15 protein-coding genes are annotated in these 13,798 nt (G+C 38.0%); 9 read left to right on the plus strand and 6 right to left on the minus strand.

The window, feature by feature from the left end; translation table 11 throughout:
- Positions 1–70: 70 nt before the first annotated feature.
- From purN to ACO6S2_RS01180, 3 genes are read right to left on the minus strand one after another with little or no spacing between them, the layout of a single operon-like run.
- The gene (gene purN, locus ACO6S2_RS01170) at positions 71–643 is read right to left on the minus strand and encodes a phosphoribosylglycinamide formyltransferase (protein WP_422360683.1); all 573 of its coding nucleotides are present in this window, start codon (positions 641–643) and stop codon (positions 71–73) included.
- Between the two features lie 6 nt (positions 644–649).
- On the minus strand, positions 650–1,522 hold the full coding sequence (locus ACO6S2_RS01175) for a geranylgeranylglycerol-phosphate geranylgeranyltransferase (RefSeq protein WP_422360684.1): 873 nt from the start codon (positions 1,520–1,522) through the stop codon (positions 650–652).
- 9 nt (positions 1,523–1,531) lie between these two features.
- Positions 1,532–2,233, minus strand: coding sequence for a hypothetical protein (locus ACO6S2_RS01180; protein ID WP_422360685.1), 702 nt, complete (start codon positions 2,231–2,233; stop codon positions 1,532–1,534).
- A 233-nt stretch (positions 2,234–2,466) separates the two neighbouring features.
- Between ACO6S2_RS01180 and ACO6S2_RS01185 the strand changes: the two genes are divergently transcribed.
- Complete coding sequence (locus ACO6S2_RS01185) at positions 2,467–3,048, plus strand: FISUMP domain-containing protein (protein WP_422360686.1); 582 nt, start codon at positions 2,467–2,469, stop codon at positions 3,046–3,048.
- Here ACO6S2_RS01185 and hflX read toward each other — a convergent pair.
- Entirely contained in the window at positions 3,045–4,214 is a 1,170-nt protein-coding gene (gene hflX / locus ACO6S2_RS01190) for a GTPase HflX (RefSeq protein ID WP_422360687.1), read from the minus strand. The two genes, ACO6S2_RS01185 and hflX, sit on opposite strands and share 4 nt — an antisense overlap.
- Before the next feature lie 140 nt (positions 4,215–4,354).
- Between hflX and ACO6S2_RS01195 the strand changes: the two genes are divergently transcribed.
- The 5 genes from ACO6S2_RS01195 to ACO6S2_RS01215 all read left to right on the plus strand — a co-directional run bounded on the left by ACO6S2_RS01195 (position 4,355) and on the right by ACO6S2_RS01215 (position 10,205).
- Positions 4,355–5,476 carry a glycosyltransferase family 4 protein gene (locus ACO6S2_RS01195; RefSeq protein ID WP_422360688.1) on the plus strand — a complete coding sequence of 374 codons (1,122 nt, stop codon included), beginning with the start codon at positions 4,355–4,357 and terminating at the stop codon, positions 5,474–5,476.
- 135 nt (positions 5,477–5,611) lie between these two features.
- Entirely contained in the window at positions 5,612–6,307 is a 696-nt protein-coding gene (locus ACO6S2_RS01200; RefSeq protein WP_422360689.1) for a polysaccharide biosynthesis/export family protein, read from the plus strand.
- Positions 6,308–6,310: 3 nt separating this feature from the next.
- A complete protein-coding gene (locus ACO6S2_RS01205) occupies positions 6,311–8,641 on the plus strand; it encodes a polysaccharide biosynthesis tyrosine autokinase (protein ID WP_422360690.1) in 2,331 nt (776 codons plus the stop codon).
- An 11-nt stretch (positions 8,642–8,652) separates the two neighbouring features.
- Positions 8,653–9,369, plus strand: coding sequence for a tyrosine-protein phosphatase (locus ACO6S2_RS01210; RefSeq protein ID WP_422360691.1), 717 nt, complete (start codon positions 8,653–8,655; stop codon positions 9,367–9,369).
- A 107-nt stretch (positions 9,370–9,476) separates the two neighbouring features.
- A complete protein-coding gene (locus ACO6S2_RS01215) occupies positions 9,477–10,205 on the plus strand; it encodes an outer membrane beta-barrel protein (protein WP_422360692.1) in 729 nt (242 codons plus the stop codon).
- On the opposite strand, the gene ACO6S2_RS01220 is transcribed toward ACO6S2_RS01215, so the two are convergent.
- A complete protein-coding gene (locus ACO6S2_RS01220) occupies positions 10,202–10,576 on the minus strand; it encodes a PA-phosphatase (protein ID WP_422360693.1) in 375 nt (124 codons plus the stop codon). The genes ACO6S2_RS01215 and ACO6S2_RS01220 overlap by 4 nt on opposite strands.
- On the opposite strand from ACO6S2_RS01220, the gene ACO6S2_RS01225 reads away from it, so the two are divergent.
- On the plus strand, positions 10,575–10,772 hold the full coding sequence (locus ACO6S2_RS01225; RefSeq protein WP_422360694.1) for a hypothetical protein: 198 nt from the start codon (positions 10,575–10,577) through the stop codon (positions 10,770–10,772). The two genes, ACO6S2_RS01220 and ACO6S2_RS01225, sit on opposite strands and share 2 nt — an antisense overlap.
- A 37-nt stretch (positions 10,773–10,809) precedes the next feature.
- On the opposite strand, the gene rpoN is transcribed toward ACO6S2_RS01225, so the two are convergent.
- On the minus strand, positions 10,810–12,237 hold the full coding sequence (gene rpoN, locus ACO6S2_RS01230) for an RNA polymerase factor sigma-54 (RefSeq protein WP_422360695.1): 1,428 nt from the start codon (positions 12,235–12,237) through the stop codon (positions 10,810–10,812).
- Between the two features lie 138 nt (positions 12,238–12,375).
- On the opposite strand from rpoN, the gene ACO6S2_RS01235 reads away from it, so the two are divergent.
- Together ACO6S2_RS01235 and ACO6S2_RS01240 are read left to right on the plus strand one after the other, a co-directional pair.
- Positions 12,376–13,104, plus strand: a complete 729-nt coding sequence (locus tag ACO6S2_RS01235; protein WP_422360696.1) for a DUF547 domain-containing protein — start codon at positions 12,376–12,378, stop codon at positions 13,102–13,104.
- Between the two features lie 9 nt (positions 13,105–13,113).
- On the plus strand, positions 13,114–13,740 hold the full coding sequence (locus ACO6S2_RS01240; protein ID WP_422360697.1) for a hypothetical protein: 627 nt from the start codon (positions 13,114–13,116) through the stop codon (positions 13,738–13,740).
- The last annotated feature ends 58 nt before the right edge of the window (positions 13,741–13,798 follow it).

Raw genomic sequence — 13,798 nt, forward strand, 5'->3', positions numbered from 1 at the left:
ATAAGGGGCAAAAGTACTTATTTATTTAGCAGAAGTGGAGAAATACGTTAAAGTTTTACCCACTAAAGCGCTAAATTCTGGAAAGGTGCTCTTCGATGGTTTTAGGAAAGTACTGATATTCCAATTCATGGATTTTTCCAGCTACCTGACCTGGTGTATCTGTAGCCAATACTTCACACTTTTCCTGCCGTAAAATGGCACCATTATCATATATTTCATCGACCAGATGTATTGTAATTCCAGTCTCCTTTTCCTTATTGGCAACCACAGCTTTGTGTACATGCTCACCATACATGCCCTTACCACCGTATTTTGGGAGTAGAGCAGGATGAATGTTAACTATTTTATTTGGAAAAGCGGCAATCAAATTTTTTGGAACTAACCATAAGAATCCTGCCAATACAACCAAATCAATGTTCCTTGACTTTAGTAGATCAACGATTTCATCAGACTTGTAAAAAGTACTCCGGTCAAAAACCTTCGATTCTACTCCTAGTTTTTTTGCTCGTTCAAGGACATAGGCTTTTGGTTTGTTCGTTAATATCAATTCGACAGAAACCTCACCTTCCTTATTATGAAAATAGTTGGTGATTTGCTCGGCGTTGGAGCCGCTACCAGAAGCGAAAATCGCAAGTCTCTTCATTACTTGTCAAAATTTTAGAATGGCCATACTCAAAATGCCTGCAATTATAAGCCATTTGCAGTAGCCGCTCAGATATGAGAAATTTTTTTTGGCATCGGCAGAACTCAGCTTATATAGAAAGTGTATGAATGGAATAGTGAGTATGCCGAAATAATATAAGAGAAACTCATTTTGTACCCTTAGTAAAAACACCACAAGACTAGAAAAAAACGGAATGATGATGACAAATAAAATGATTTTGGTTTTTCTCAAACCCAGTACCACGGGCAATGTCAAACCATCATAATTCGCATCCCCTTCCATATCTTCAATATCCTTTATGATCTCGCGAATCAATGTAATGCCAAACGCAAAGAGCGCATAAACCATAGTCAGCAGATCCAAAGACCGATAATAAACCAATAGGACAAGAAGTGTTGACCCAGTCAGAAGAGCCACCACAAAATTTCCAATGAAAGGAAGCCGTTTGAGTTGATTAGAGTACCACCAAAGAAGAAAAGCACATGTTAAATTGATTACCCCAATCCAAAGAGAGACTATAGCTCCCAATAGAATACCCAGTGCATTCAAAGTAGTATGAGCAATCATAACAGGCCTTCGTTTAATTGTGTTTCCTACAATTACGCGTTCTGGTTTGTTGATCAGGTCAATTTTAATATCATAATAGTCATTGATATAATAACCTGCTGCTGCAATGATGACGGTACTGAGTACCAAAACAAAAAACTTAACATCTCCAACAACAAACCAAACAGGTTGATCCGAATTCAGCAGGAATATGGCTCCCGCATATTGGGTAATAAAAATGATAACAAGATTATTAAATCGGCTCAGTCTAAGGGCGTCTATGAGCAACTGAATGTGAGACCTTCTCTGCATGTCACAAAACTACATATCCTCCCACTTTTTTCTAAGTGTGCCTAATGTAAGTGGCTTGTCTTGGAGAGCAGTAGTGTCTGTACCTATTTCTACTGAGTGCGCCTTCCATGCGTCATGATACTTAGACAAAGTCATACTTTGAAGTTTAACACCATTTTTTATCAACTGATAGGCTATTAGAATCAAATCCTTCTGCTTGACTGAGTCCCCATAAAAAATAGCATTGGAAGTATAATCATCAAAATCATCCTCTGCGGGGCGCTCATGAATATAAAACCCCAAATTTCTTAGTTTATAAACCCGATCACCATCTTTGTCCTTTTTATAGTATCTAATTACAATATCTGTTCTGGACCGAGCACTTAGTTTTTGCCCACCTTGTCCTACTTCTTTTTCAAGTAGGTTTGTAAAGAATTCTTCATCGCTAATCTTTTCAGGCTTAGTTGGCTCAATTTTGGTCTCAGCTATTGATGTTTTCGAAGTTTGCACAAGTGTATCAACTTTCTTTGCCACTTCTTTTTTTATTTTAGTATCAGGCCTTTTCCTCTTTTTCTTACCTTTTTGCTTCTTATTGGCTAAGTCGATTGCTTTTATTTCTTCTTGATGACGGCGTTTGCTTATCTCCTCACTAACATGAATGATAGAAATACAGAAGACAACTAGGCTGATATAAAATATGGGTAAGTAAGAAGAAAGATTCCTCTGCATCATTTCAAGTAGGATTTATTCCGAAAGGTAGATTCTTTAGTTTTAAAACATTTATAACTTCCTCATTAGCAGATAATTCCATTTAGCATGGATATTTGTTAAATTTAATACAATGTTTAAGATTTGCAAAATGAGGCCGAGTCATAGAATTTTTATATTTTTGGTCGGATATAGCCAATTTTGTATTATTTTCAGAATAATTAACGAATCCTCGATTAAACCTTAATAGATCGAACATGAAAAGAATCTTTACTCTACTTACCATTTTTTCACTTTCCTTTGGAGCATTTGCTCAAGAGATGGGTTCTCTGACTGACCCTAGAGATGGAAAAACTTATAAAACCGCCGTGATGAGAATTGAGCTGGAAGGTGGCATTTTCATTGAAAGAGAATGGATGGCAGAAAATTTAAATTATGAAACTGAGGGTTCGGTGTGTTATAAGAATTACCCTGCATACTGTGGAAAATTCGGTAGACTTTATAATTGGGTCGATGCGAAATTAGCTTGTCCGGAAGGCTGGCATCTATCTACACAACTTGAGTGGCAAGAACTTATGTTGAATTATGGAGGATATAAATCAGCTGGTAAAGAATTGAAAGAGGGTGGAAAAAGTAACCTCAACATTCTAATGGCAGGTTTTTCTAACGTAGAAGGACAATTCAGTGACATTGGAAAAACAGCTCACCTATGGGACGCTGAAATAGGCAACAAACGTACTGCTGGTCTGATCTCGCTTTATGCAGACTACGACGAAATCGCACATGATGTGATCAGTGCCAGAAATATGAACAGCTGTCGCTGTGTGAAGGACTACTAGTAGTACTCTGGCGCCAAGTAATTTGGATAAATTTTCATATGGTGATTTTTGACTTTTTCGAAAATCACCTTTTTTAATTCTGAGGTGTTAGTCTTCTTCACCGCAGAAATAAATATGTTCGTCTTGTTTTTTGCCGTAGTATCAATTCCAGCTACAAAATCAAAGTTATCTTCTTCTCCGGGAGTGGTGAGCTGATCTATCTTGTTATAAACCACAATAGTCTCTTTATCAGCTGCTCCCAATTCTTGTAAAGTGTCATTTACTACCTGCATGTGCTCTTCGAACGAAGGGTGAGAAATATCTACCACATGTAGTAATACATCAGCTTCTCTTACCTCATCCAAAGTCGATTTAAAGGACTCAATTAGATTATGTGGGAGTTTTCTTATAAACCCTACAGTATCTGACAATAGAAAAGGAATGGTATTGATCACCACCTTTCTTACTGTGGAATCAACAGTAGCAAAGAGCTCGTTTTTGGCATAAATATCTCCCTTAGAGAGCATGTTCATAATGGTAGACTTACCTACGTTGGTATATCCAACTAAAGCCACTCTAACCACGTTAGACCTCGACTTACGTCTGGTTTCTCCCTGCTTATCAATCTTGGCCAGCTTCTTTTTCAAAACAGAGATCTGATCGCGAATCATACGTCTATCCGTCTCTATCTCTTTCTCTCCAGCTCCGCCACGAGTTCCTGTTCCTCCACGCTGACGCTCAAGGTGAGTCCACATCCGAGTCAATCTCGGCATGAGATATTGATATCTGGCCAATTCTACCTGAGTTTTTGCTTGGGAAGTTTGTGCCCTTTTTAGAAAAATATCGAGAATAAGTAAACTTCGATCATAAATTTTGACCTCCAATTCTTTTTCTAAGTTTCTTAGCTGCGATGGAGAAAGGTCATCGTCGAAAATTACGATGTCAACCTTCTGATCCTTAACGTAAGTAATTATTTCTTCTAGTTTGCCCTTTCCTACGAAGCTTCTAATGTCTGGCTTATCCAATTTTTGGACGAAAGATTTTTTGGTTTTAATACCCAGGGTCTTTGCCAAAAACTCCAATTCATCCAAGTATTCTTCCGTCTTTTCAACAGACTGCCTACCCGGTGATAGTGCAACCAAAACCGCTTTCTCCACTTCCTTTTTAGTTTCGTAATAATCTCCCATTCCTTCCGTTTTTTGCAAAATTGTTCAATAATTAGGATTTCCATCAATTAAAATAGAATATTCGTCGATCTAGTCATAGGCATCTACTTATCACTAAATATATTTGACGAAGCATAACTCCTGTCATTGGTATCTATCAAATGAGAATCGCAATAACGATTAATACTTCTTGGAATATTTACAACTTTCGTTTGGGGCTGATTCGCGCCTTTATAAATCAAGGTCACGACGTAGTGGCGATAGCTCCATACGACGAGTACTCAAACAAACTAGAGGAAGTAGGCTGCGAATATGTGCCAATCACTATGGATAATACCGGTTCTAATCCATTCAAGGATTTTGCCTTGCTCAGACAGTTAAAAAAGGTGTATCAGCACGTAATGCCAGATGTAATTTTGCATTATACGGTAAAGCCAAATATCTATGGCACTTTAGCTGCCCACTCGCTCAATATCCCTGTGATCAATAATGTAAGCGGTTTGGGCACAGTGTTTCTTTCAAAAAGTGTTGCCTCATTCGCTGCCAAAAAACTATACAAAAGAGCGTTTAAAAATGCTCAGGTGGTTTTTTTCCAAAATTCAGACGATCGTGAAGTATTTATATCTGAGATAGATCTCCCAAATCTCAGTTCTGACCTACTCCCTGGATCTGGCATTAATTTAAGCCAATTTCAACCTAACCCAATACCAAGTCAAGAGCATAAAACCTTCCTAATGATCTCCAGAGTGATTATTGACAAGGGAGTGATTGAATTCATTGAAGCTGCGAAATTGGTCAAAAAAAAATACCCTCACACAAGCTTCCAGTTGCTGGGAAAACTTGATACCAACCATGTACGAGGAATTCCTTATGAAACCATTTCCGACGCGGCTGATAGCGCCGTACTCGAATATCTTGGGGAGACAGATGACGTTAGGCCGTTTATACAAAACGCACATTGTGTAGTTCTTCCGTCGTATAGAGAGGGAACTCCTCGAACACTTTTGGAAGCCGCTGCCTTGGGTAAGCCAATTGTAACCACAGACGTCCCTGGATGCCGCGAGGTAGTTGAAAATGGTGAAAACGGGTATTTATGTGAGGTTAAAAGCTCTTCAGATTTATCAAAAAAAATGATCACTATTTGTGAAAAGTCTGATAACGATCTACAAATAATGGGTGATAAAAGTAGAATGCTCGCCGAAAGCAAGTTTGACGAGCAAATTGTGATCAGTCAGTATTTAAAACATCTATCAAATATTATGAATCAAATACCTAATGAATAAATTTGTTCTGTTTTATATTACCGTTTGAATGGAACTTTCCCCAAACTACTCATATTGAAAAGGTTTAACTCACTTATTTTTTCTATAACAATTATTGTTTCTCTTATTAGCTGCAAGGCCTATAAGCAGGATATCATGTTCAAATTAGACGAGAATTTTACGGAACAAGATCTGTCTTCTGCAATAAACCAAGCGGAAAGAAATTATGTCATCCAGATAGATGACATGCTATCCTTGGAGGTATTTACAAACGATGGAGAGAGAATAGTTGACCCGAATAATGAACTTCAGCAAAACATGCAAGGTCTACAAAATAAACCAACCTTCGACTATTTGGTGAAGACAGATGGAACAGTAAAATTTCCGATAGTTGGTCAGGTCAAAGTAGATAGTCTTACACTGGATCAGGCTGAACTAATGCTTCAAAAAAGGTACGATGAATTCTACAAGCAGTCTTTTGTCAAGCTCACATTTAACAACAAGCGCGTAGTTGTGCTTGGAGCCACTGCTAACAGCGGTCAAATTATCCCATTAGCTAACGAAAATGTTTCTCTTGTTGAAGTACTCGCGATGGCCGGTGGACTGGAAATGGGATCCAAGTCACAAAATATTAAAGTAATTCGAGGCAAACTCTCTAACCCTGAAGTGTATCAGATTAATTTGTCAACTGTATCTGGAATGAAACAGTCCATGCTAGATATTGAGCCAGGAGACATCATATATATAGAACCTTGGAGAAGGCCGCTCATTGAAGCAACTAAGGATTTAGCTCCAATTTTAAGTCTTCTGAGCAGCACTTTAGCGCTTGTTTTAGTTTTACAGAATCTTTAGTCTTTGAATCCAAGAAACGTACACATACCACAAGATATACAAGGTCATCAAAATCAGGTTGAAGATGGACCGTTTGATAATTTTGATTTTGAAAAGCTGAGGCAAGTTTTTGTTTCTGTTTGGCCCTGGGTTCTAGGGATACTGATTACCACAATGACCCTTGCCTTTTTATATATTAGGTACACCAAACCTATCTATAGCGCGGAGTCCATTTTAAAACTTGATATAAAAAATGACGCCAACCTACTAGGCCTTCAAAACCCACTGGAACAAGACATCAAGGGTTTAGCCAGCGAAATAGAAATTCTTCGATCAAGACTCTTCTTTAGCAAGGTGGTTGATGCGGTTGGCATGGATATTTCCTATTATCACCCAGGGAGAAGTCACCTTGTAGATGAAAGATATGGCAACTCTCCATTTGAGGTAAAATATGAATTAAAGAATCAAACTATTAAAGACAAACGATTTGATATAGAAATAATCAATGATACAGACTTCTACCTATCATGTACTGCACTAGGTGGTCAAATTGGAGAAATACAAAAATTTGGAAAAGAAATCATCACTAAGGACTTTAGTTTTCTAATTGAAAAAAGCCGCTTCTTCGAAGAGCAAAAGGACTTAGTAGATTTCTATTTTGTGATTAATAGCAAGGGCTCTCTGGTCAATTATTTGGTGTCTCATGTCACTGTAGAACCTATCAACTTCAATGCTAATACCATTAAAATCTCTCTGTCTGATTTTAATCAGACGAAAGCCAGAAATTTACTAGAAGCCATTGACACCATTTATTTGGAGTTTACCAAGGATGCCAAAAATAGGGCAGTAGAACAAAAAATCAAGTTTCTCGAAACTCAAATGGAAAAAACTTCAAAGGAGCTTGTAGAATATGAAGACTATTTTGAAAAATTTACCATTCAAAACAGAACAACCGATCTATCCAGTGACTTGACAAAAACCATAGTGCTGCTCAATGAGCTTGATTCTCAACGTTACAATATGCGAGAACATCTGGCTGAAGTCGATGTTGTTGGAGAAAATTTCAGAAATGATCGACCCGTTAGTGTATTTCGAATGCCTGCAAGAATAGCTGAGTTAATTAACAACTATAATGATTTGGTAAATGAGAGAAACCTCAAACTCAATGCATATAATGAAAATACACAGGTGATTAAACGAATAGACCAACAGATCGAAATTGCTAAAAGTTCAGCAAATGACAGACTACTCGCGTACAAAAACAATTTGGCAGAAGATCTGAAGGAACTTAATGAAAAACGTTCCATTCTTGAGAGTAATTTTGTTGAGCTGCCTTCCATGGGCACCTCATACAATAAAAACAGACGTCTATATACACTTCAGGAAGAATTTTATTTCTCTCTCATTCAAAGTAAAATAGAATTAGAGATAGCTCGAGCAGGGACCGTTACGAACTTCGTCATTCTATCTCCAGCCGCAGTGTCAAGCATTCCTATTCACCCACAAAAGCTCCTAATTTATGGATTAGGCTTTGTTGTCGGAATAATTCTCAGCATCTTTTTTGTGGCTATTCAGTTCTTGCTTCATGACAAAATCACCAGTCAGAAGGAACTTGAAAAAATCATGCATGCTCCCATCTTGGGGTTAATTCCCAATTACAAACAAGAGAAGTTAGCCAACTCAAAGCTTATTGTTACCAATAATCCAAAATCCTCCATCAGTGAGTCCTTACGTTCCATAAGAACAAACATGGAGTTCATGGCTACAACCGGAAAGAATCAGCTGATATCTGTAACTTCTACGGTAAGTGGGGAAGGCAAAACCTTTATTGCAGTTAATCTAGGTGCTGTATTTGCCTATGCCGGACAAAAAGTAGTGATTGTAGATCTGGATATGCGAAAGCCAAAGGTGCACATTGCCTTTGAATCTGAAAAAGTACAAAAAGGAATGAGTACCATCCTTATCGGCAAAGAAAAAGTGGAAGATTGCATTCAAGAATCCGAACTTGAAAATTTACATTTTATTTCAGCAGGTCCGATGCCTCCAAATCCATCAGAGTTGCTACTTAGTCCAAGATTTGATGAATTTTTAGAGAAGTTGAAAAAGACCTATGATGTCATATTCCTTGATTCTCCTCCAGTAGGATTGGTAACAGACGGCATCCTGGTAATGAAAAAAGCCGACTTGCCAATCTATGTCGTTCGCGCAGACTACTCAAAACGATCGTACCTCAAATCAGTGCACAACCTGATTTCAAACAATAAATTTGAACATCTATCAGTGATACTCAATGGCGTGAAATCCGGGAAAGGATCCTACGGGTACGGGTACGGCTATGGCTACTATGAGGACTAAAAAAATGTGTTTTGTTTAGTTGGTTAAAATCTCCTTCTAATTTTCTTGAGGTGGATCTTCACTCTCACCTTATTCCGGGCATCGACGATGGTGTAGACTCTTGGGATGAATCATTAAATCTTCTCAGCCAGCTCAGCGAGTTAGGCTACAAAAAAATTATTACGACACCACACATTATCCAAAACTACTACCCAAACACGTCTGATCAAATTCGTGAAGGTGTAACTGAGTTAAATCGACTATTGGCAGAAAGTGATATTAGTATTCAAGTTGAAGCAGGTGCTGAATATTATTTAGATGACCACTTTGCCAAACAGGTAGAAACAAAGGAGAATCTTTTATCATTTGGAAATGGGTACATACTCATCGAAACACCATTTATGAACAAGCCTTTATTCTTAGAGGAAACGGTATTCAATCTTCAGGCCAATGGTCTTAAGCCTATTCTTGCCCACCCTGAAAGATATACTTACTTGCAAAACAATATGGAGTTAGTTCAAAACTTGACTTCTCTCGGTGTATTTATGCAAGTCAATATCAGTTCGTTGACTGGTTACTATTCGAAAGAGGCAAAGCAATTAGCAAAGCACCTCATCGACACAAACCAGATTCACTTTTTAGCTTCAGATATCCACAATCAGAAACATTTGAACGAAGTAAAAAGCGCCACTAAGTCAAAATTATTCCAACGATGCAGGCAACTTCGGCTGCTTAATTCTACATTATGACAATAATGGCAAAACAGACCTTCGAGATTATTTTTGCTCGGAGACGTTAATTTGAAAATTAATCTATCTTTGCCAGTCCAAAATTTAGAATGCCCTACGGCAGATACATGATGAAGAAAATTATTTTTCCCCTTTTTACAGTTTTATTGTTGACATTCGGTCACGTGGTCAAGGCTCAATTAACCGAAGAAGTAAAAAAGAAAACACCTGAACTACCTGGCCAAATCATGGTGGATTTTGGGTTCAATTCTACTACTGATGCGCCTTCAACCCTGCCCTATCATTGGTGGAGATCAAAATCTATTGGTATCTATTTTGTGAAATCATTTGAGTTTTCAAAAAAACTTGAACTGCGCCCGGGAATTGGTGTTAGTTTAGAAAAATTCGGGCACAATAAGAACATGGAGGTTTTTACATACGGCGAGGATGCTCTTGGAGCAGATACCATAGGGTTTACCACTGTACTTGGGTCAGGGGTGAAAAAAAATCAGTTAGCAGTCAACTATATTGATTTACCTGTTGAGGTTAGATTTAACTTTAGCGGCAATGATAAAAAAGATGGGCTTTTCTTAGCCATAGGTGGTTCAGCTGCTTATCGTTTTGAGTCTCATACCAAAATCAAATACACCGACGAGTATGGGAACAAGATGAAAGACAAGAAGAAGAATGATTTTGGCTTGAACAAAATCAGATTGGGAGCCTACGGGCGCTTAGGGTATAGAAGTTTTAGTGTTTTCTATAAAACTTACTTCACCAATGTCTTCAACTCAAGTGGTCCTACAGGTACCGCGGACATGCTATACTCGACTATTGGAATTTCTTTGACAGGTCTTTAAACAAGCCAATACAACGAATTAAAGCAGATACCCAAACCGGCCAACGTGCCGGCCAATATTTCTTTGGGTGAATGAGCGTTTAACTGAAGCCTAGCGCTCATTACCATTCCAGCTGAGACCAACAGTACCAGCAAAGGATACATGGCCTGACTGTCTGGGAACTTTAACCCAAACACCAGGAAGTAGCCAACCACTCCGCTGATTCCGGCAGCATGGATGCTTATTTTAACCCAAAAAGTAATCACAGTTAATACCAATATTAATATTGTGGTTGAGGCTAGTATAATGGCGATCGTTTCATTGACCTGAATCTTGAATACAAAAAGGTAGGTTGTCAACCCATAAAAGATTGACACAAAAGAAAATGGCATGATACGCTCTTGTCTATTTTCGAGTTTAAAACTTGATATAGAACCCGAAAACTTCAGCATTGAAATGCTAAGTAGAGGTATCAGAAATGTAGTGATGAACAAAAAGGGTAGGGTAACTAGGGTGAGTGGCTTGATCAATTCAGGCATGAGCCAATACAAAATCAAAAATGTCATCGACGGCATAAGCAGCGGATGAAAAATGTAGGAGATAATGGTATTCACTCTATAGGCCACTACAATTCTTTTCTCAATCTGGCTACAGGTAGATTGAGCTGCTCCCTATATTTGGCCACTGTTCTGCGGGCGATGTTGTAGCCATCTGCCTTCAATAATTTTTCTAGTTTATCATCAGATAGAGGTTTAGACTTATCCTCTTCTTCGATATGTTTTTTCAGCTTTTGCTTTACTTCACGGCTACTCACATCCTCACCCGAATCCGTAGCAATGCCTTCTGAAAAGAAGTATTTCAAAGGATAAATACCAAACTCTGTTTGAATGGACTTACTATTTGCCACACGAGAAACTGTAGATATATCCATACTGATTAATTCAGCAATATCTTTCAAAATCATTGGCTTCAACTTACTCTCATCCCCTTCTTGAAAGAAATCATATTGATATTTGATGATTGCATTCATCGTATTGAGTAAAGTATTCTGCCTCTGACGAATGGCATCAATAAACCACTTAGCAGAATCAAGCTTTTGTTTTACGAATGAAACCGTCTCCTTCAGCTTCTTGTCCTTTTTATCACTCTTGTGATAACTCTGAAACATATCGGCATACGAGCGACTAATTCTCAGCTCAGGGGCATTCCTTGCGTTTAATGTCAAGTCCAATTTACCATCAGTATTCGTGAGAATAAAGTCGGGCATCAAATACTGTGTTTTGACCAATCCATCAGTGACACCTCCTGGCTTAGGATTTAGTTTGGTGATCAGCTGCACAGCTTCTTTTAATTGCTCGTCATCAATACCTAGCTTTTTTTGAATCTTCTCGTAGTGTTTTTTGGTGAACTCATCAAAACAGCTAGAGATAATCTTATGTGCTAATTGATTTTCCTCAGCATGATCGTCACGCTTTTCTAGTTGGATTAAGAGACATTCTTTCAGGTTTCTGGCAGCAATCCCAGGAGGATCAAAAGTCTGAATTTTGTACAAAATCTCCTCAAGCTCCTCTTCTGTGGTTTCTATGTTTTGCGAAAAGGCCAAGTCATTCATGATGGCCTCTAAGTCTCTTCTTATATACCCATCAGCTTCAATGCTACCCAACAGCTGCAAACCAATCTGAGTCTGTCTTTCATCCAGTTTTTCAAATCCAAGCTGTACGATCAGCTGCTCTTGCAAGGATGATCCGGAAGATATGGGCATCTCTCGCTCCTCTTCTTGTCCATTGCCATCACCCTGCATTTTATAGCCTGCATAGTCATCTTCGTTAAGATAATCATCAATGTCCAGTTCTTCACTTACCTCCTCAGTCGATTCTTCTGCTTGTTCTTCAGTTGGCTCTTCCTTTCCTTCTTCCAGTGCGGGATTCACTTCCAACTCTTCTTTTATCCTGGCTTCCAATTCGGCAGTAGGTACCTGAAGCAGTTTGATAAACTGAATCTGCTGAGGCGACAGCTTCTGGCCTAAAGACTGAATTAAACTTAGATTTTGCATTGGCTACTCTTTTGCACTAGTTGTAGAAAGTCAAATTTATTCTTTTTAACAAAAAGATACGCTGTCTTATTATTAATTTGATCAACGGAATTTTATCTGAGCGTAACTTGTTACGTCAGTATCATCAAAATTTTTACTATGAAATACCTTCTTTCATTACTTATATTAATTGCACCCTTTCTCATTAAAGCTCAGCCCTCACATGACGCTTTTGATGTGCTACTCAAAAAACATGTAAACAATCAGGGAGGCGTCAATTACAAGGCCTTCAAAAACGACGAGCAAAAACTCAACAGCTACCTGGAAAATATGAAGCAAAATGCAGCTTCAGATTCCTGGAATGATAACGAAAAACTGACATATTGGATTAATGTATATAACGCATTGACTATACAGTTGATTCTGAAATATTACCCTGTAAAGAGCATCAAGGATATTGGCTCGACGATACAAATTCCTTTTGTCAATACACCTTGGGATGTTGAGTGTTTTGAGGTGAATGACAAGGAGCTTTCGCTCAATAATATCGAGCACGGCATCATTCGAAAAGAATTTGACGAACCACGCATTCATTTTGCCTTGGTGTGTGCCGCTGTCTCTTGTCCAAAGCTACTTAACGAAGCCTATGAAGCCAATCGCCTGGATGAACAGCTTACTACTCAGACCAAATCCTTCTTAGCCAACACCAGCAAAAATAAAATCAGCACAGACCGATTGGAACTCTCTAAAATTTTTAACTGGTACGGCGGAGACTTTCGCAAAAACGGAACACTGGTAGATTTCCTAAATCAATACACTTCAGTAGAAATTGATAAAAAGGCCAAGACTTCGTTTATGGACTATGATTGGGGATTGAATGAGCAATAATCTACTATCATGAATTTAGCTATTATAATGACCATATTGACATTGCTTGGGCCCTTTGAAAAAGGTCGTCTGAAAAAAATTAAACTTGAAGATTTATATGCAAGCGAATTAAAAGGATGTAAACAATTAGATCATTCTTTTCGCCAAGAACTAATTAATAATGATGAAATAAACGGTTGGAACGTCCATGAATCGCACAACATACATGGGGGAAATAAAAAAGCTCGCCGTAACCTTATAAATCGCTTTGAAAGAAATCATACATTCTACGAATTCACAGTGGATTCATTGAATTTCATATTGATTCGAGCTACATGGGAAGACGAGTATCTAAAAAACAATTTTGAAAAACTAGAATTGTGCTTCTTTAATGAAAACGATTTCAGTTCCACTCCAATACTTCATGCAAAAAAGGAAAGGTCATTTTCAATTACCGAGTTCAATGAAAGTGCAGAAGTAATATTCAGACAGGACACTATTGAGGTCAAAAGCTGGAGGTCAAGATACTCTGATATAATTATTGATGACAAGATTACTTACTATTCAGATACAACAATTTCTAAATTAAAGATTGTATCAAATACACAGTTAGTTGCCTTCAGCAATTCAATTTCTAAACACACTTGGGAGGAATAGGTTGAGTTCTATTTGGTGACCACCCATCACAAATTCATTGACCAGAAGCACAACTTTT

The sequence above is a fragment of the Reichenbachiella sp. genome (assembly GCF_965233835.1).
Taxonomy (GTDB): Bacteria; Bacteroidota; Bacteroidia; order Cytophagales; family Cyclobacteriaceae; genus Reichenbachiella.